This is a genomic window from Citrobacter sp. TBCS-15, from assembly GCF_005280815.1.
Classification (GTDB): Bacteria; Pseudomonadota; Gammaproteobacteria; order Enterobacterales; family Enterobacteriaceae; genus Citrobacter; species Citrobacter werkmanii.
Genome location: NZ_SZWK01000251.1, coordinates 69,916 through 87,585 on the forward strand (window position 1 = coordinate 69,916; position 17,670 = coordinate 87,585).

Here is a 17,670-nt window from a genome sequence, read left to right on the forward strand (position 1 = left end):
TCTGGGGAGTTTCCATGCATATCAATATTGCCTGGCAGGATGTCGACACCGTGTTGCTGGATATGGACGGCACGCTACTCGATCTGGCATTCGACAATTATTTCTGGCAAAAACTGGTGCCGGAAACCTACGGCGCGAAGCAGGGCATCTCTCCCCAGGAAGCCCAGGACTATATTCGCCAGCAGTATCATGCCGTGCAGCATACGCTAAACTGGTACTGCCTGGATTACTGGAGCGAGTGCCTGGATCTGGATATTTGCGCCATGACAACGGAACAAGGACCACGCGCCGTTTTGCGTGAAGATACCGTACCGTTTCTTGATGCTTTGAAAGCCAGCGGCAAACGCCGTATTTTGCTCACCAACGCACATCCGCATAATCTCGCGGTAAAACTAGAGCATACCGGTCTGGCCTCGCACCTTGATTTATTACTTTCCACCCACACATTTGGTTATCCCAAAGAGGATCAGCGGTTATGGCACGCTGTGGCTGAAGAAACGGGAATGAGTGCAGAGAAGACGCTGTTTATTGACGATAGCGAACCCATTCTCGACGCTGCTGCTCTGTTCGGCATTCGTTACTGCCTCGGCGTAACCAATCCCGACTCAGGTATTGCGGAAAAACAGTACGCACGCCATCCGTCATTGAATGACTACCGCCGACTGATCCCCTCACTGATGTGAAGGAGACGCCATGAAAGAAAAGCCCTCTGCTGAAGTCAGGCTGGATAAATGGCTATGGGCTGCGCGCTTTTATAAAACGCGTGCGCTGGCCCGCGAAATGGTTGAAGGCGGTAAGGTGCATTACAACGGCCAGCGCAGTAAGCCGAGCAAAATTGTCGAGCTGAACGCCACCCTCACCCTGCGCCAGGGAAATGACGAGCGAACGGTCATTATCAAGGCCATTACCGAGCAGCGTCGCCCGGCCACAGAAGCCGTTACGCTGTATGAAGAAACCGCGGAAAGCGTGGAAAAACGCGAAAAAATGGCGCTGGCGCGTAAACTTAACGCGTTAACCATGCCGCACCCGGACAGACGACCGGACAAGAAAGAACGCCGCGACCTGTTACGATTTAAACACGGCGACAGCGAGTGACTGTCACCTGCAAGAGAGATGATTATGCCGCAACATGACCAATTACATCGTTATCTGTTTGAAAACTTTGCCGTGCGCGGCGAGCTGGTGACCGTTTCGGAAACCCTGCAACAGATCCTCGAAAACCATACTTACCCGCAGCCGGTCAAAAACGTGCTGGCTGAACTACTGGTTGCCACCAGCCTGCTCACCGCTACGCTGAAGTTTGCTGGTGATATCACCGTTCAGTTGCAGGGCGATGGTCCGCTGAGCCTGGCCGTCATCAACGGCAATAACAACCAGCAGATGCGTGGCGTGGCCCGCATGCAGGGTGATATTCCTGAAGGCGCGGATCTGAAAACGCTGGTAGGTAACGGCTACCTGGTGATCACCATTACGCCGGAAGAAGGCGAGCGTTATCAGGGGGTGGTCGGTCTGGAAGGCGACACGCTGGCCGCCTGTCTGGAAGATTACTTCATGCGTTCTGAACAGCTACCGACTCGTCTGTTTATCCGAACTGGCGACGTCGATGGCAAACCCGCCGCTGGTGGGATGCTGCTGCAGGTGATGCCGGCGCAAAACGCGCAGGCAGATGATTTCGATCACCTCACCGCTTTGACCGAAACCATCAAAACCGAAGAGCTGTTGACGCTGCCAGCCAACGAAGTGCTGTGGCGTTTGTACCACGAAGAGGAAGTCACTCTCTACGATCCGCAGGACGTTGAGTTCAAATGCACCTGTTCACGCGAACGCTGCGCAGGCGCACTGAAAACGCTGCCGGACGAAGAAGTGGACAGCATTCTGGCGGAAGAAGGCGAGATCGATATGCACTGCGATTACTGCGGTAGCCACTATCTGTTTAACGCCATGGACATTGCTGAGATCCGCAGCAACGCGTCCCCGGCAGACCCACAGGTACATTAATCACCGTCTTGCGTGATGGCGCTTATCTGGCCTACGGAAAACTATTGTAGGCCGGATAAGGCGTTCGCGTCGCCATCCGGCAAAACGCTATCGGCAACAAGATCACTCGTTGTAATAATTCATCTGCAATCGGGTGCCATCAATAGTGATATCCCGCCAGATTCTGGGGGCTGAAGCCAGTTGATGGTTCGCCACCGCCTGCAGTAATTTATCCTTATTGAATCCTTCAGGAAGCTCGGCAACCGCTAACAGATCCCATTTATTTTCCTGCAAACCGAAAACCAGACTCACCCCATCGCCAAAGGCATACAGCACCTGTTCAGGCTTACCATCCGCATTGAGGTCCTGATCGACCAGCACGCATGCGTTCTCCTCAACGCAGGAGGTAATACGGTAGCTCTGCCCTTTGACATACGTCCAGAAGCTCTCATCAGGTTGCTTGCTACCCGGTGCGATCGTCACTTTCGGCGCTAACTGAGTGGCACTCAGATCCTGAATGGGATTGCGACTTCCTTGCAGCAGAGAATTCAAGTCGCGTCGGCGCTTACTGTCCTGATTAAACGCCACATCTTTTTGTAATGCTTCCAATGCGGCACGTCCCGGTTTTCCGCTGCGATCCAACATATACAGGCTGACCTGATCCGGCTTAATTTTCCCACTGTGATACCGCCCCATATGGCTGTTGACGCTGATGCGCCAGGCATCAATAACCGGCGACGACAGCAGAATCAACAGCCCCAACGCCAGTAACGAAACACAAAGAATCACCTGCCCCTGAAACGCAAGCGGATTCCGCCCACGGCGTAAAATGCTCGCCAAATAACCAAACGCCCAGACCAGCAGCACGCAGACCACCAGCACACCATGTAAACGCTCGGGCGTCCAACCGTACTGCTGAATTCGCACCCACAATGCCCAACCGGCGATCAGCATATAGATGGGCGCGACAACCAGAGAACATTTGATCAGGTAGCGCAACGCGCCAGGATAAGGAAGCGCCTCTTTTTGCGGCTCACGCACGATAGCCATCAACAACAGCAGGAGCAGCGTCAGCGTTGACATCAACCCAGCCGCAGACACCCGCTGCGAGATAGCCTCCAGTCCAGTGAAAGGCAAGGTCAGCATAAACATCAGCGCCAGCAAAGCGACCAGGGGCAGCAGGCCAGTGGCGATAAACGTCAGCAGCTTTTGTACTGCGACGACCAGACGCGACTGCGTGCGGGCTAACACGACCGCCAGAGCCGTGATCAATCCTACCGCGACATACACAAACCAGTCGGTTTCAAAGAACAGCGTTTTAAAAAAGGTAATCCCGACCAGCTCAAACATCTCACTCCACAGCAGGAGCACCAGCCAGAACAAGCCATTAGAAATAAAGACGATCAGTAACGTCAGCGCGTTAAGCCACAAGCTCGTATAAAACTGCGCATAGCGCGTCTGCTGACGGGATGCCTGGAGCGAGTACTGAATCCACGGCAAAGCCAGCATCGCCATCAGCAGTAATCGCCAGCCGTAGAGCATAAAAATATCATTTTGCCGCCACCTGTCGCTGCCCTCGATTTGCCACTTTAGCCAGACGCTCATCGCCAGCACGACAACAAAGATCAGCGCCATCCAGAACCACAGCACACGCTGTTTGAAAGAGACCACGGTGAGTAGAAGCGCCGAAGAGAGGGCAATTGTCGCGGGCATGCCGTAGAACAGCCAGCCGTCGTTATGCGGCACAAGATACGTCATTAGCAGGTAGCACAATATCCCCTGAAGCAGGCCGATGGATATCATGCCCCAGCGAGTTGTGCGTGAAAGTTTAACACTATCCATGTCGTCATCCAGAATGAAGAGAAAAGGTAATTATCGCATCAACTTCACAATTTTGAGCATTGATGGACCGGATTCAGACCACCGCCACGGGAAGTGAATCGATATTGTTTATGTATGAGTTACGTATTTTTCTTACGTGAATGCGATTACACTCACAAGATTCCCGTCAAAAACACTCTCTATTAACGTTTTAAGAACATTTTCCACAACAAAAAAGGGTTTCCTGCCATAATATCTGCCTCTTTGTGACAGGAGTCGCAGCGCATTCGGTCGCCTGTGGTTTTTCCGGATGCGTAAATCTATGAGCCTTGTCGCGGTTAGCAATCCCAAAAAAACCTTACTATTCCAGGTAATACATATTGGCTAAGGAGCAGTGAAATGCGTGTGAACAACAGTTTAACCCCGCAAGATCTCAAGGCTTATGGTATCAATGACGTTCAGGATATCGTTTACAATCCCAGCTACGACCTGTTGTATCAGGAAGAACTTGATCCAAATCTGGAAGGTTATGAGCGTGGCGTGTTAACGGATCTGGGCGCCGTTGCTGTTGATACCGGTATCTTTACCGGGCGTTCGCCGAAGGATAAGTACATTGTCCGCGACGACACCACGCGAGATACGCTGTGGTGGTCAGACAAAGGTAAAGGCAAGAACGACAACAAACCGCTCTCCCCGGAAACCTGGCAACATCTGAAAGGGTTAGTCACCCAGCAACTCTCTGGCAAACGCCTGTTTATCGTTGACGCGTTCTGCGGCGCTAACGCCGATACCCGTCTTTCCGTGCGCTTTATTACCGAAGTGGCCTGGCAGGCGCATTTTGTCAAAAATATGTTCATCCGCCCAAGCGACGAAGAACTGGTTGATTTTAAACCTGATTTTATCGTAATGAACGGCGCTAAATGCACCAACCCGCAATGGAAAGAGCAGGGTCTGAACTCAGAAAACTTCGTGGCATTCAACCTGACTGAACGCATTCAGTTGATTGGTGGTACCTGGTACGGCGGCGAGATGAAAAAAGGGATGTTCTCCGTCATGAACTACCTGCTGCCGCTGAAGGGCATCGCCTCTATGCACTGCTCGGCAAACGTCGGGGAAAAAGGTGATGTGGCGGTCTTCTTTGGCCTGTCCGGCACCGGTAAAACCACGCTGTCCACCGACCCCAAACGCCGCCTGATCGGCGATGATGAACACGGTTGGGATGACGATGGCGTGTTTAACTTCGAAGGCGGTTGCTACGCCAAGACCATCAAACTGTCTAAAGAGGCCGAGCCGGAAATCTACAACGCGATCCGTCGTGACGCGCTGTTGGAAAACGTTACCGTGCGCGGAGATGGTTCCATCGATTTCGACGACGGTTCCAAAACCGAGAACACCCGTGTTTCCTACCCGATTTATCACATCGAGAATATTGTTAAGCCGGTGTCAAAAGCGGGTCATGCCACTAAGGTTATCTTCCTGACCGCCGACGCGTTTGGCGTGCTGCCGCCGGTTTCTCGCCTGACCGCCGATCAAACGCAGTACCACTTCCTGTCTGGCTTTACCGCTAAACTGGCCGGTACCGAGCGTGGCGTCACTGAACCGACCCCAACCTTCTCTGCTTGCTTTGGCGCAGCATTTTTGACGCTGCACCCAACGCAGTACGCAGAGGTGCTGGTGAAACGTATGCAGGCGGCAGGTGCGCAGGCGTATCTGGTTAACACCGGCTGGAACGGTACCGGTAAGCGTATCTCCATCAAAGATACTCGCGCGATTATCGACGCCATTCTGAACGGTTCACTGGACGACGCAGAAACATTCCGTCTGCCAATGTTTGACCTGGCTATCCCAACCGAACTGCCGGGTGTGGATACTCGTATTCTCGATCCGCGTAATACCTACGCGTCACCGGAGCAGTGGCAGGAAAAAGCCAATGCACTGGCGAAACTGTTTATCGAGAACTTCGAGAAGTACACCGACACCCCAGCAGGTGAAGCGCTGGTTAGCGCCGGGCCGCAGCTTTAATTAACGTTGCCGGATGGCGGTTTCACCTTATCCGGCCTGCAACAACAAAAAGGGAGGCATTTCGCCTCCCTTTTTTATGCGTCTTTCGTGGTGCCCTGCGCACGAGTGAAGGGCACCGGAAGCCAGGCGCGAATCGACAACCCACCCCGCTCGCTGGTGCCAATTTCCAGCATACCGTTATGGTTATCGATAATACGCTGCACAATCGCCAGCCCCAGACCCGTACCGCTGGTACTACGCGCGCTGTCCCCGCGGACAAACGGCTGGAACAGATGTTTACGCTGCTCCGGCTTGATACCCGGACCATCATCTTCCACCTGGAACCAGGCGCGATGCGGCTCCATACCGCTACTGACCTTAATCCAGCCGTTACCATAGCGGGCGGCATTAACCACCATATTGGCAACCGCACGCTTGATCGACAGTGGATGCATCTTCACCTGAATGTTGCCCGGCAGCAGCGCAGTCTCAATTTCACGCTCATAGCCGCTTTCCGCCGCTACCACTTCGCCTAACACCGAGTTCAGATCTGCCATCTCCATCGGCATCTCCTGACCGGTACGCAGATAATCGATAAACTGCTCGATAATAGCGTTACACTCTTCGATGTCCTTATTGATGGATTCTGCGAGATAACCGTCTTCCTCGCCCATCATTTCCGTCGCCAGACGGATACGCGTCAGTGGAGTACGTAGATCGTGGCTCACCCCTGCCATCAGCAATGTACGGTCATCGGCCAGTTGCTTCACGCCTGCCGCCATATGGTTAAAGGCACGGGTAACAGAACGCACCTCAGAAGCGCCATACTCACGCAACGGCGGCGGAATAATACCTTTCCCTACCTGCAACGCCGCATGTTCAAGATCCACCAGCGGTCGGTTCTGAATACGAATAAATAGCCATGCGCCGCCAATGGCCAGCAGCATGATCGCCAACGTATAGCGGAACAGCGGCGAGAAATCACCCTGATGGATTTCAGTGAGCGGCACACGTACCCAGATATTGGGCGACAGCCAGGTTTTCAGCCACACGACCGGCGAGCTTTTGTTGACCTCAACGCGGACTTCTGTCGGGCCACCCAACTGCTGCGCCATCTGATGGCTTAAGAATTCATAGTGTTGCGCCCAACGCAGTCCGGCCTCTTCAGCGGCCTCGTTGGAATAGAGGGAAATACCCAACTCACGATAAATTTCCCGACGAAACGCGGGAGGCACCACCAGTTGTGTACCGTCCTCCAGCTGCAGTTTATCGGTCATCAGCATACGAACTTCGTAGGCCAGGACCTTATTAAACTGCTGGAGGCTCGGCAAAATCGCGAAGTTCAGCACGACCAGATAAGTCGTCACCAGGCTGGCAAACAGCAAGGTGACGATGAGCAATAATGTGCGGGCAAACGAACTTCGTGGCGAGAAGCGCATTCGCCTCATGCTTTAGAACCGTCCGGAACAAAAACGTAGCCCAGGCCCCATACGGTCTGAATATAACGCGGATGCGCCGGATCTTCTTCCACCATACGGCGCAGACGAGAAATCTGTACGTCGATAGAACGTTCCATCGCCGAGTATTCACGACCACGGGCCAGGTTCATCAGCTTGTCGCGAGACAGCGGCTCACGCGGGTGGCTTACCAGCGCTTTCAGTACCGCAAACTCCCCGCTGGTGAGCGGCATCGGCTCATCTTCGCGGAACATTTCACGCGTACCGAGGTTCAGTTTGAACTTACCAAAGGCAATAACCGCCTCTTCCTGAGAAGGTGCGCCCGGCAGTTCGTTCGCCTGACGACGCAGTACGGCACGAATACGCGCCAGCAGTTCACGCGGGTTAAACGGTTTCGGAATGTAATCGTCAGCGCCGATTTCCAGCCCTACGATACGATCAACTTCTTCACCCTTCGCGGTCACCATAATGATCGGCATCGGGTTGCTTTGGCTGCGCAGGCGACGGCAAATAGACAGGCCGTCTTCACCCGGCAGCATTAAATCCAGCACCATCAGGTGGAAGGACTCACGGGTCAGCAGACGATCCATCTGCTCAGCGTTTGCGACGCTTCGAACCTGGAAGCCCTGCTCGGTCAGATAACGTTCCAGAAGCGCACGTAAGCGCATGTCGTCATCGACCACCAGAATCTTATAGTTCTCTTGCATTGTTATTACTCCCAAAGGTTCGCAACAATTAAGTGTATATTCTTAAGAAAGCTCACGTGAGTCACCAGCGAATTCTGGTATGAATTCCAGGCTAAATTGTTACAAAGCATATTAAACAGCAGCTTAAGTATACAATGTTTCTCGCAATACATTATTTATTCTGTTGATATGCTCACGTAATACTAATTGTGCGCATCATCACAGAGTCGAAGGTAAAACAATAAGATGAAAACGCCCCTGATAACCCGTGAAGGGTATGAAAAACTCAAACAAGAGCTGAATTATCTCTGGCGTGAAGAGCGCCCGGAAGTCACCAAAAAGGTCACCTGGGCCGCAAGTCTGGGCGACCGCAGCGAAAATGCCGACTACCAGTATAATAAAAAGCGCCTGCGCGAGATTGACCGCCGCGTTCGTTATTTGACCAAGTGCATGGAAAATCTGAAAATCGTCGATTACTCCCCGCAACAGGAAGGCAAAGTCTTCTTCGGCGCATGGGTCGAGATTGAAAATGACGATGGCGACATCCGCAAATTCCGCATTGTCGGCTACGATGAGATCTTCGGTCGTAAAGATTACATCTCTATCGATTCGCCAATGGCGCGGGCGCTGCTGAAAAAAGAGGTAGGCGATCTCGCGGTAGTCAACACCCCTGGCGGCGAAGCCAGTTGGTATGTAAACGAGATCGAATACGTGAAGTGAGACCGGAACAATCCGAAGCCCCCGTAGATGACTGGCATTTTTGCCAGTCAATCCGTATAACTATCCCCTGATTTTTTATCCTATAGACGAAGCTATCCATGATGAATGATTCTTTCTGCCGCATTATCGCAGGTGAAATTCAGGCTCGTGCTGAACAGGTAGAAGCTGCCGTTCGCCTGCTTGATGAAGGGAACACCGTGCCGTTTATCGCACGTTATCGTAAGGAAATCACCGGCGGTCTGGACGATACGCAATTGCGTAATCTGGAGACCCGTCTGGGATATCTGCGTGAACTGGAAGACCGCCGTCAGGCGATCCTGAAATCTATCGGCGAGCAAGGCAAACTGACCGATGATCTGGCGAATGCGATCAACGGTACGTTAAGTAAGACCGAACTCGAAGATCTCTATCTGCCGTACAAACCCAAGCGCCGCACCCGTGGGCAAATCGCCATTGAAGCCGGGCTGGAGCCACTGGCTGATCTGCTGTGGAACGACCCCTCCCACGACCCGGAAACGGAAGCCGCAAAATACCTCAACGCCGAAAACGGCGTGGCGGACACCAAAGCCGCTCTCGATGGCGCGCGCTACATTCTGATGGAGCGTTTCGCAGAAGACGCCGCGCTGCTGGCAAAAGTTCGTGATTACCTGTGGAAAAACGCGCATTTGGTTTCTACCGTGGTCAGCGGTAAAGAAGAGGAAGGGGCGAAGTTCCGTGACTACTTCGACCACCATGAACCGATTTCTACCGTGCCATCCCACCGTGCGCTGGCCATGTTTCGTGGTCGTAACGAAGGCGTGTTACAGCTTTCTCTGAATGCCGACCCGCAATTCGATGAGCCGCCAAAAGAGAGCCACGGCGAGCAGATTATCCAGGATCATCTGGGACTGCGCCTGAATAACGCACCTGCCGACAGCTGGCGTAAAGGCGTTGTGAGCTGGACGTGGCGCATCAAAGTGCTGATGCACCTTGAAACCGAGCTGATGGGTACCGTGCGCGAACGTGCGGAAGATGAAGCGATTAACGTCTTTGCCCGCAACCTGCATGACCTGCTGATGGCCGCCCCAGCCGGACTGCGCGCCACAATGGGCCTCGATCCGGGTCTGCGTACCGGGGTAAAAGTAGCTGTGGTTGACGGTACCGGCAAACTGGTCGCTACCGATACCATTTATCCGCATACCGGTCAGGCCGCCAAAGCCGCCGTCGCCGTTGCGGCGTTATGTGAAAAATACAACGTTGAGCTGGTGGCGATTGGTAACGGTACGGCGTCGCGCGAAACCGAGCGTTTCTTCCTCGATGTACAGAAACAGTTCCCGCAAGTCACCGCGCAGAAAGTAATCGTCAGCGAAGCCGGCGCATCAGTGTACTCCGCTTCCGAGCTGGCGGCCCTGGAGTTCCCGGACCTCGATGTTTCGCTGCGTGGGGCGGTGTCTATCGCCCGTCGTCTGCAGGATCCGCTGGCTGAGCTGGTGAAAATCGATCCGAAATCTATCGGTGTGGGCCAGTATCAACACGACGTCAGCCAGACGCAGCTGGCGCGTAAGCTGGATGCGGTAGTGGAAGACTGCGTAAACGCCGTCGGCGTGGATCTGAACACCGCCTCCGTACCGCTGCTGACCCGCGTGGCGGGCCTGACGCGCATGATGGCGCAAAACATCGTCGCCTGGCGCGATGAGAACGGCCAGTTCCAGAACCGCCAACAACTGCTCAAAGTCAGCCGCCTGGGACCTAAAGCCTTTGAGCAGTGCGCGGGCTTCCTGCGTATCAATCACGGCGATAATCCGCTGGATGCCTCCACCGTTCACCCGGAAGCGTATCCGATTGTGGAACGCATTCTGGCTGCCACCGAGCAATCGCTGCGTGATCTGATGGGCAACAGCACAGAACTGCGTAATCTGAAAGCGTCCGACTTTACCGACGAACGTTTCGGGGTACCAACCGTCACCGACATTATCAGAGAGCTGGAAAAACCGGGCCGCGACCCGCGTCCTGAATTCAAAACCGCACAGTTTGCTGACGGCGTAGAAACCATGAACGATCTGCAACCGGGAATGATTCTGGAAGGGGCTGTCACCAACGTCACCAACTTCGGCGCGTTTGTCGATATCGGCGTACACCAGGACGGTTTGGTGCACATTTCTTCACTGTCAAATAAGTTCGTCGAAGATCCACACACCGTGGTGAAAGCGGGTGATATTGTGAAGGTAAAAGTGCTGGAAGTAGACCTACAGCGTAAGCGTATCGCGCTGACTATGCGTCTGGATGAGCAGCCAGGTGAAACCAACGCGCGCCGCAGCGGCGAAAATAGCGATCGTACTCAGGGCAATCGTCCGGCACCAAAAGCCGCGAAACCTCGTGGCCGTGACGCTCAGCCTGCGGGCAACAGCGCGATGATGGATGCGCTGGCAGCGGCAATGGGTAAAAAGCGCTAAGTTTGGATCATGTGCCGGATAGCGGTGTAAATACCGTATCCGGCATATTTGCTATATTATCTTCTCTCTTCCTCATTATATTTATCACTTCATTAACAGATGAAACCTTAATTAAACATTAAGGATTTCAATAATTGCTAGCGCGAATCATTCGTCCCCAACCAGAATAAATATTGAGGAATATCAAAATTGGCTCAAATTATTATCTAATTGTACATTCCGTCACACTTATTCTATTGATGATAGAAACCATTCTCATTATCATTGGTTTGTTGATTATTTACTCTTTCCTTACGTTGGCTAATCATCTGGTCTCATGCCGCCCTGTCGCCCCATGAGGTAATCACCCAGTTAGCGAGATATAAGTAGGTCCCTATGCAATTCACTCCTGACAGTGCGTGGAAAATTACCGGTTTTGCCCGTGAAATCAGCCCGGCTTATCGTCAGAAATTGTTGTCACTTGGCATGCTACCCGGCTCATCCTTCAACGTGGTTCGCGTCGCCCCGCTCGGCGATCCTATCCATATTGAAACGCGTCGCGTAAGTCTGGTATTGCGTAAAAAGGATTTGGCGTTATTAGAAGTGGAAGCGGTGTCCTGTTAATACAGTGAGTCTATAAAAATGAAAAAACTAACCATTGGTTTAATTGGTAATCCTAATTCCGGCAAGACAACCTTATTCAACCAGCTCACCGGCGCGCGTCAGCGTGTAGGCAACTGGGCTGGCGTTACCGTTGAGCGTAAAGAAGGTCATTTCGCCACGACGGACCATCAGGTCACGCTGGTCGACTTACCCGGCACCTATTCACTGACAACAATCTCATCACAGACCTCTCTCGATGAGCAAATCGCTTGTCACTACATTTTAAGCGGCGACGCGGATCTGTTGATCAACGTGGTCGATGCCTCAAACCTTGAGCGCAACCTCTACCTGACGTTGCAACTGCTTGAGCTGGGTATTCCCTGTATCGTCGCCCTGAACATGCTGGATATTGCTGAGAAACAGCAAATCCGTATCGATATCGACGCCCTCTCCGCCCGTCTTGGCTGCCCGGTGGTTCCGCTGGTCTCCACCCGCGCCCGCGGCATTGAAGCGCTGAAGCTGGCGATCGATCGCTATAAAGAAAACGACACCGTCGAACTGGTGCATTATGCCCAGCCGCTGCTGCAGGAAGCCGATTCCCTCGCTGACGCGATGGCCAAAGATATGCCGCTAAAACAGCGCCGCTGGCTGGGCCTGCAAATGCTGGAAGGCGATATCTACAGCCGTGCCTACGCCGGTGACGCCGCGCAAAACCTCGATGCCGCCATTGCGCGTCTAAGCGAAACAATGGACGATCCGGCGCTGCATATCGCCGATGCGCGTTACCAATGCATCGCCGCAATCTGCGATACCGTCAGTAATACCCTGACGGCAGAGCCGAGCCGTTTCACTACCGCGGTGGATAAAATTGTCCTCAACCGTTTCCTTGGGCTGCCAATTTTCCTGTTCGTGATGTACCTGATGTTCCTGCTCGCCATTAACATTGGCGGCGCGCTGCAGCCGTTATTCGATGTGGGTTCCGTGGCGCTATTTATTCATGGTATTCAATGGATTGGCTATACGCTGCACTTCCCGGACTGGCTGACCATCTTCCTGGCGCAAGGTCTTGGCGGCGGGATTAACACCGTGCTACCGTTGGTACCGCAAATCGGCATGATGTACCTGTTCCTCTCCTTCCTTGAAGACTCCGGTTACATGGCGCGCGCTGCGTTTGTGATGGACCGCCTGATGCAGGCGCTGGGACTGCCGGGTAAATCGTTTGTCCCGCTGATAGTCGGTTTTGGCTGCAACGTACCGTCGGTGATGGGGGCCCGTACCCTGGATGCCCCACGTGAACGTCTGATGACCATCATGATGGCGCCGTTTATGTCCTGCGGCGCACGCCTGGCGATTTTCGCCGTCTTTGCCGCGGCTTTCTTTGGTCAGAACGGCGCGCTGGCGGTCTTCTCGTTGTATGTACTGGGTATCATCATGGCGGTACTGACCGGTCTGATGCTCAAACACACCATCATGCGTGGCGAAGCAACACCGTTCGTGATGGAGCTTCCGGTGTACCATGTGCCGCACATCAAGAGCCTGATTATTCAGACCTGGCAACGCCTGAAAGGCTTCGTGCTGCGTGCCGGTAAAGTCATCATCATCGTCAGCATTTTCCTCAGCGCGTTTAACAGCTTCTCGCTGAGCGGAAAAATCGTCGACAACATCAACGACTCTGCTCTAGCCTCCGTTAGCCGCGTTATTACCCCAGTCTTTAAGCCGATTGGCGTTCACGAAGATAACTGGCAGGCAACCGTAGGTCTGTTTACCGGCGCGATGGCGAAAGAAGTGGTTGTCGGTACGCTGAACACGCTCTATACCGCAGAAAACATTCAGGAAGAAGAGTTCAATCCGGCAGATTTCCACCTCGGTGAAGAGCTGTTCAGTGCGGTGGATGAAACCTGGCAAAGCCTGAAAGATACCTTTAGCCTGAGCGTTCTGGCCAACCCTATCGAAGCCAGCAAAGGCGACGGCGAGATGGCTACAGGCGCAATGGGCGTGATGGGCGAGAAATTTGGCAGCGCCGCCGCCGCGTACAGCTACCTGATTTTCGTGCTGCTGTATGTCCCGTGCATTTCAGTGATGGGTGCTATCGCACGTGAATCAAGCCGTGGTTGGATGGGCTTCTCGATCCTGTGGGGCCTGAACATCGCCTATTCACTGTCGACGCTGTTTTATCAGACCGTCAGTTACAAAGAGCATCCGACTTACAGTCTGGTGTGCATCTTAGCCGTCATCCTGTTTAACATCGTATTGCTGGGTCTGCTGCGCCGTGCCCGCAGCCGGGTGGATCTCTCACTGCTGTCAACCAACAGAACGGCTAGCTCCTGCTGTTCCAGTACCACTGGCGATTGCCACTAAGGTCGTCAACAATGGCATCGCTTATTCAGGTTCGTGATTTACTGGCGCTGCGGGGGCGTATGGAGGCAAAGCAAATTAGCCACACGCTGCATACCCCGCAGCCAATGATTGACGCCATGCTGAATCAGTTAGAAAAGATGGGCAAAGCGGTGCGGATTCAGGAAGATGCCGATGGGTGTCTGTCCGGAAGCTGCAAGAGTTGCCCGGAAGGTAAAGCCTGCCTGCGCGAGTGGTGGGCTTTGCGCTAGTGTGCCGCTCCTGCCGGATTCAGCGTTTATGCTGATATCCGGCTTTTTGCGTAACGGCTCCCACAACGATTTCACTGTTTCAGCAAAACAGATCTATCCCTCTGCCTTCCGCGCAGAACTATCAACTCGTGGATGATTACTGTCGATCGGGCAAGTAGAGTCTCGTCATCTTATTTCCCAGGTGACGGTTCGCCATGAATACTGACACGACAGCTACGCCGCATGACGCGATTTTCAAAACGTTTTTGAACCACCCAGCGACCGCCCGCGATTTTCTGCAACTTCATCTACCCGACTCTTTACGTGCACTTTGCGATCTGAACACACTACAACTGGAATCGGGCAGCTTTATTGAAGATGATTTGCGCGCGTACTATTCAGACGTGTTGTGGTCGCTGAAAACTCGTGAAGGCGATGGCTACATTTACACCATCATTGAACATCAGAGTACCGCGGATGCTCATATGGCATTTCGCCTCATGCGCTATGCCATTGCCGTAATGCAGAGGCATCTGGACGCGGGCCATAAGAAACTACCGTTGGTGATCCCCATACTTTTTTATCATGGTACCGTCAGCCCATATCCATATTCACTCTGCTGGCTGGACGAATTTGACAACCCGGAGGCAGCCAGACCACTTTATGCCACAGCATTTCCATTGGTCGATATCACCGTTGTGCCAGATGACGAGATCATGCAGCACCGCCGGATGGCGCTGCTGGAGCTCATCCAAAAACATATTCGTAAACGAGATTTGATGGGGTTAGTAGAAAAACTCGCCATCCTGCTTGTTAAAGGACACGCTAATGACAACCAGTTGAAAGCCCTGTTTAATTACCTGATGCAGGCCGGGGACACCGCGCGTTTTAGCGAATTTATTCACCAGGTCGCCGAACGTTTACCTCAACACAAGGAAAAGTTGATGACAATTGCCGAAAGATTACGTCAGGAAGGGCACCTTAATGGTCTTCAAGAAGGTCACAGGAAAGGGTTACGAGAGGGTTTGCAACAAGGCAAACGTGAGGAAGCTCTGCGCATTGCAACAACCATGCAGGCTGATGGCATAGACCCGCTGACTATCTGCAGAATCACCGGCCTGACTGCTGAGGATCTGGCTACGTTCAGCCATTAATTCCCAGCCCGGCAGCATGATTCTACCGGGCAAAACAGCGGATTTATAGCCGCTGTTTTAACGCCACCAGCGCTGAGCAGAACTCCGTTGGATGTGAGATAAACGGCGCATGCGCGGCTTTGGCAAACACCAACGACTCGCTCAGTGGCCACAGGGTATCCAGCATCGGGACGACTTTGCGCGGAACCAAACCATCAAGATAACCGTACATCCGCAGGAAAGGCTTATCCACCGAGCATAACGGCTCACGCAGATCGACTGTTTTCAGGATCTCCAGTCCGCCATTAAGCACCTCGACTTTCGGCATGGGTAAAGCCAGCACCGTTTTCTTCAGCGCCCGCGCATCCTGACGCGCGGTTTCCGTGCCCATCGTTTGCAATGCCAGAAAACGCTCCACTGTACGCTGAAAATCTTCGCTCAGTTGCTGCTGGAAACCTGCCAGCACTTCCGGCTTAATTCCCGGCCATTCAGCGCGCGCGCTAAAGCAAGGTGAAGACGCGACGGTCACCAACGCCTGAACACGCTCAGGGTGCGTTAACGCCACCTGACTTGCGACCAGCCCGCCAAGACTCCAGCCGAGCCAGATAGCGTTCTCCGGCGCCTGTCTTAATACCCGTTCAGCCATCTCTTCCAGCGACATTGCGCCGAAACCCTGACTGCGACCAAATCCCGGCAAGTCGACAAGGTGCAGCGTAAAATGCGAGCTCAGTTCCTCACTTATGCAATGCCATACTTCCGCATTCAGTCCCCATCCGTGCAGCAGCACAAGATGGCAATTTCCCGAACCCTGGGTCTGCCACCAAATGTCATTCATCAGTTATTGTTCTCTTTTAGCCTGAAAGGATGCATCTATGCTAACAGTACCAGGATTGTGCTGGCTATGCCGAATGCCGTTGACGTTGGGGCACTGGGGGATCTGTTCGGTTTGCTCGCGGGCAACGCGTCAACCTCTCAGCCGATGTCCTCAATGCGGACTACCTGCCGCGCATCCTTCGTTTCCCTGCGGCCGTTGCCTGCAAAAACCCCCGCCGTGGCAGCGTCTGATCGCCGTCAGTGACTATATTCCTCCGCTGAGCGGACTTATCCACCAGTTTAAGTTTTCACGCCGCAGCGAAATGGCCATTGCCCTTTCACGTTTACTGTTGCTGGAGGTATTACAGGCCCGGCGCGTCAGCGGTCTTCCTCTGCTGGACAGGATCGTTAGCGTCCCACTTTGGCAACGCAGACACTGGCGCAGAGGATTTAATCAGAGCGACTTACTGTGTCGCCCTTTGGCGCACTGGCTTGGCTGCGACTGGGACAGGCAGGCCATCACACGGGTTCGGGCCACCGCTACACAACACCATCTCAGCGCCAGATTACGCAAACGTAACCTGAAAAATGCCTTTCGCCTTGAATTGCCAGTGCAGGGACTCCATATGGTTATTGTGGATGATGTCGTCACTACCGGAAGTACCGTCGCGGAAATCGCGCAGCTGCTTTTGCGCAACGGCGCGGCGACTGTCCAGGTATGGTGCCTGTGTCGAACCTTGTAGAGCCTCGATGATGGGCGTATTATAACCAAGTAAAATAGTCAACTATTAGGCCATTACTATGATCCATATTTCCGATGCTGCACAAGCGCACTTTGCCAAACTGCTGGCAAATCAGGAAGAAGGGACACAAATTCGCGTATTTGTGATTAATCCCGGCACGCCTAACGCTGAATGCGGCGTTTCTTATTGTCCGCCAGACGCCGTGGAAGCAACCGACACCGCCATTAAATTTGACCTGCTGACCGCATATGTTGATGAACTGAGCGCACCGTATCTGGAAGATGCAGAAATCGATTTCGTTACCGACCAGTTAGGCTCCCAGCTGACGCTGAAAGCGCCAAACGCCAAAATGCGTAAAGTTGCCGATGATGCGCCGCTGATGGAACGCGTAGAGTACATGCTGCAATCGCAGATCAACCCACAGCTGGCAGGCCATGGCGGCCGCGTCTCTCTGATGGAGATCACCGATGAAGGCTACGCCATTCTGCAATTTGGCGGCGGCTGTAACGGCTGTTCAATGGTAGATGTAACGCTGAAAGAAGGTATCGAGAAACAGCTGCTGGCTGAATTCCCTGAACTGAAAGGCGTTCGCGATTTAACCGAACACCAGCGCGGTGAGCACTCTTACTACTAAGTCCTAAGCTGTAGAGTTGCCGTAGGCCCGATAAGACGCATCCGCGTCGCTATCGGGCATTGCTGCCGAATGGCAGCGTAACGGCC

16 protein-coding genes are annotated in these 17,670 nt (G+C 53.4%); 12 read left to right on the forward strand and 4 right to left on the reverse strand.

Translation table 11 applies throughout. From position 1 onward, the window contains the following. Nucleotides 1-14 precede the first annotated feature (14 nt). The 3 genes from yrfG to hslO are packed head-to-tail and all read left to right on the forward strand — an operon-like array spanning nt 15 to nt 1,998. A complete protein-coding gene (gene yrfG / locus FDW96_RS13245; RefSeq protein WP_042311923.1) occupies nt 15-683 on the forward strand; it encodes a GMP/IMP nucleotidase in 669 nt (222 codons plus the stop codon). 10 nt (nt 684-693) lie between these two features. Continuing rightward, the gene (gene hslR, locus FDW96_RS13250; protein ID WP_003837900.1) at nt 694-1,095 is read left to right on the forward strand and encodes a ribosome-associated heat shock protein Hsp15; all 402 of its coding nucleotides are present in this window, start codon (nt 694-696) and stop codon (nt 1,093-1,095) included. A gap of 24 nt (nt 1,096-1,119) precedes the next feature. Then, entirely contained in the window at nt 1,120-1,998 is an 879-nt protein-coding gene (hslO, locus tag FDW96_RS13255) for an Hsp33 family molecular chaperone HslO (protein ID WP_016157640.1), read from the forward strand. Nucleotides 1,999-2,100: 102 nt separating this feature from the next. Here hslO and FDW96_RS13260 read toward each other — a convergent pair whose 3' ends face one another. After that, nucleotides 2,101-3,819, reverse strand: coding sequence for a DUF4153 domain-containing protein (locus FDW96_RS13260; protein ID WP_137365809.1), 1,719 nt, complete (start codon nt 3,817-3,819; stop codon nt 2,101-2,103). A 378-nt stretch (nt 3,820-4,197) separates the two neighbouring features. On the opposite strand from FDW96_RS13260, the gene pckA reads away from it, so the two are divergent. Continuing rightward, a complete protein-coding gene (gene pckA / locus FDW96_RS13265) occupies nt 4,198-5,820 on the forward strand; it encodes a phosphoenolpyruvate carboxykinase (ATP) (protein WP_061380996.1) in 1,623 nt (540 codons plus the stop codon). A gap of 74 nt (nt 5,821-5,894) precedes the next feature. Here the strand turns inward: pckA and envZ are convergent, their stop codons facing one another. Both envZ and ompR read right to left on the reverse strand, forming a co-directional pair. Beyond that, nucleotides 5,895-7,247: a two-component system sensor histidine kinase EnvZ gene (gene envZ / locus FDW96_RS13270; RefSeq protein WP_042311918.1), complete on the reverse strand. Its 1,353-nt coding sequence runs from the start codon at nt 7,245-7,247 to the stop codon at nt 5,895-5,897. Then, a complete protein-coding gene (gene ompR / locus FDW96_RS13275; protein ID WP_001157751.1) occupies nt 7,244-7,963 on the reverse strand; it encodes a two-component system response regulator OmpR in 720 nt (239 codons plus the stop codon). Before ompR ends, envZ begins: the two co-directional genes overlap by 4 nt. A 225-nt stretch (nt 7,964-8,188) precedes the next feature. Between ompR and greB the strand changes: the two genes are divergently transcribed. The 6 genes from greB to FDW96_RS13305 all read left to right on the forward strand — a co-directional run bounded on the left by greB (nt 8,189) and on the right by FDW96_RS13305 (nt 15,415). Further along, a complete protein-coding gene (greB, locus tag FDW96_RS13280; protein WP_003023524.1) occupies nt 8,189-8,662 on the forward strand; it encodes a transcription elongation factor GreB in 474 nt (157 codons plus the stop codon). Nucleotides 8,663-8,760: 98 nt separating this feature from the next. After that, a complete protein-coding gene (locus FDW96_RS13285) occupies nt 8,761-11,094 on the forward strand; it encodes a Tex family protein (RefSeq protein WP_061380995.1) in 2,334 nt (777 codons plus the stop codon). A gap of 375 nt (nt 11,095-11,469) precedes the next feature. Beyond that, nucleotides 11,470-11,697, forward strand: coding sequence for a ferrous iron transporter A (gene feoA, locus FDW96_RS13290; protein ID WP_003023519.1), 228 nt, complete (start codon nt 11,470-11,472; stop codon nt 11,695-11,697). 18 nt (nt 11,698-11,715) lie between these two features. Further along, nucleotides 11,716-14,034 carry a Fe(2+) transporter permease subunit FeoB gene (gene feoB, locus FDW96_RS13295; RefSeq protein ID WP_042311913.1) on the forward strand — a complete coding sequence of 773 codons (2,319 nt, stop codon included), beginning with the start codon at nt 11,716-11,718 and terminating at the stop codon, nt 14,032-14,034. 11 nt (nt 14,035-14,045) lie between these two features. Beyond that, the gene (gene feoC / locus FDW96_RS13300; protein WP_038634895.1) at nt 14,046-14,282 is read left to right on the forward strand and encodes a [Fe-S]-dependent transcriptional repressor FeoC; all 237 of its coding nucleotides are present in this window, start codon (nt 14,046-14,048) and stop codon (nt 14,280-14,282) included. Between the two features lie 194 nt (nt 14,283-14,476). Next, nucleotides 14,477-15,415, forward strand: coding sequence for an Rpn family recombination-promoting nuclease/putative transposase (locus tag FDW96_RS13305; RefSeq protein ID WP_061380994.1), 939 nt, complete (start codon nt 14,477-14,479; stop codon nt 15,413-15,415). A 43-nt stretch (nt 15,416-15,458) separates the two neighbouring features. On the opposite strand, the gene bioH is transcribed toward FDW96_RS13305, so the two are convergent. After that, complete coding sequence (gene bioH, locus FDW96_RS13310) at nt 15,459-16,229, reverse strand: pimeloyl-ACP methyl ester esterase BioH (protein WP_137350119.1); 771 nt, start codon at nt 16,227-16,229, stop codon at nt 15,459-15,461. A gap of 37 nt (nt 16,230-16,266) precedes the next feature. Here bioH and gntX point away from each other — a divergent pair, with 37 nt between their 5' ends. Together gntX and nfuA are read left to right on the forward strand one after the other, a co-directional pair. Further along, nucleotides 16,267-16,950, forward strand: a complete 684-nt coding sequence (gntX, locus tag FDW96_RS13315; RefSeq protein WP_137365810.1) for a DNA utilization protein GntX — start codon at nt 16,267-16,269, stop codon at nt 16,948-16,950. A 58-nt stretch (nt 16,951-17,008) separates the two neighbouring features. Then, nucleotides 17,009-17,584 carry a Fe-S biogenesis protein NfuA gene (gene nfuA, locus FDW96_RS13320; protein WP_003023509.1) on the forward strand — a complete coding sequence of 192 codons (576 nt, stop codon included), beginning with the start codon at nt 17,009-17,011 and terminating at the stop codon, nt 17,582-17,584. The last annotated feature ends 86 nt before the right edge of the window (nt 17,585-17,670 follow it).

What these genes read in the sequence shown, in the direction of transcription:
- yrfG (WP_042311923.1), top strand. Translation starts at nt 15, where the DNA reads ATGCATATCAATATTGCCTGGCAGGATGTCGACACCGTGTTGCTGGAT.
- hslR (WP_003837900.1), top strand. Translation starts at nt 694, where the DNA reads ATGAAAGAAAAGCCCTCTGCTGAAGTCAGGCTGGATAAATGGCTATGG.
- hslO (WP_016157640.1), top strand. Translation starts at nt 1,120, where the DNA reads ATGCCGCAACATGACCAATTACATCGTTATCTGTTTGAAAACTTTGCC.
- FDW96_RS13260 (WP_137365809.1), bottom strand. Translation starts at nt 3,819, where the DNA reads ATGGATAGTGTTAAACTTTCACGCACAACTCGCTGGGGCATGATATCC.
- pckA (WP_061380996.1), top strand. Translation starts at nt 4,198, where the DNA reads ATGCGTGTGAACAACAGTTTAACCCCGCAAGATCTCAAGGCTTATGGT.
- envZ (WP_042311918.1), bottom strand. Translation starts at nt 7,247, where the DNA reads ATGAGGCGAATGCGCTTCTCGCCACGAAGTTCGTTTGCCCGCACATTA.
- ompR (WP_001157751.1), bottom strand. Translation starts at nt 7,963, where the DNA reads ATGCAAGAGAACTATAAGATTCTGGTGGTCGATGACGACATGCGCTTA.
- greB (WP_003023524.1), top strand. Translation starts at nt 8,189, where the DNA reads ATGAAAACGCCCCTGATAACCCGTGAAGGGTATGAAAAACTCAAACAA.
- FDW96_RS13285 (WP_061380995.1), top strand. Translation starts at nt 8,761, where the DNA reads ATGATGAATGATTCTTTCTGCCGCATTATCGCAGGTGAAATTCAGGCT.
- feoA (WP_003023519.1), top strand. Translation starts at nt 11,470, where the DNA reads ATGCAATTCACTCCTGACAGTGCGTGGAAAATTACCGGTTTTGCCCGT.
- feoB (WP_042311913.1), top strand. Translation starts at nt 11,716, where the DNA reads ATGAAAAAACTAACCATTGGTTTAATTGGTAATCCTAATTCCGGCAAG.
- feoC (WP_038634895.1), top strand. Translation starts at nt 14,046, where the DNA reads ATGGCATCGCTTATTCAGGTTCGTGATTTACTGGCGCTGCGGGGGCGT.
- FDW96_RS13305 (WP_061380994.1), top strand. Translation starts at nt 14,477, where the DNA reads ATGAATACTGACACGACAGCTACGCCGCATGACGCGATTTTCAAAACG.
- bioH (WP_137350119.1), bottom strand. Translation starts at nt 16,229, where the DNA reads ATGAATGACATTTGGTGGCAGACCCAGGGTTCGGGAAATTGCCATCTT.
- gntX (WP_137365810.1), top strand. Translation starts at nt 16,267, where the DNA reads ATGCTAACAGTACCAGGATTGTGCTGGCTATGCCGAATGCCGTTGACG.
- nfuA (WP_003023509.1), top strand. Translation starts at nt 17,009, where the DNA reads ATGATCCATATTTCCGATGCTGCACAAGCGCACTTTGCCAAACTGCTG.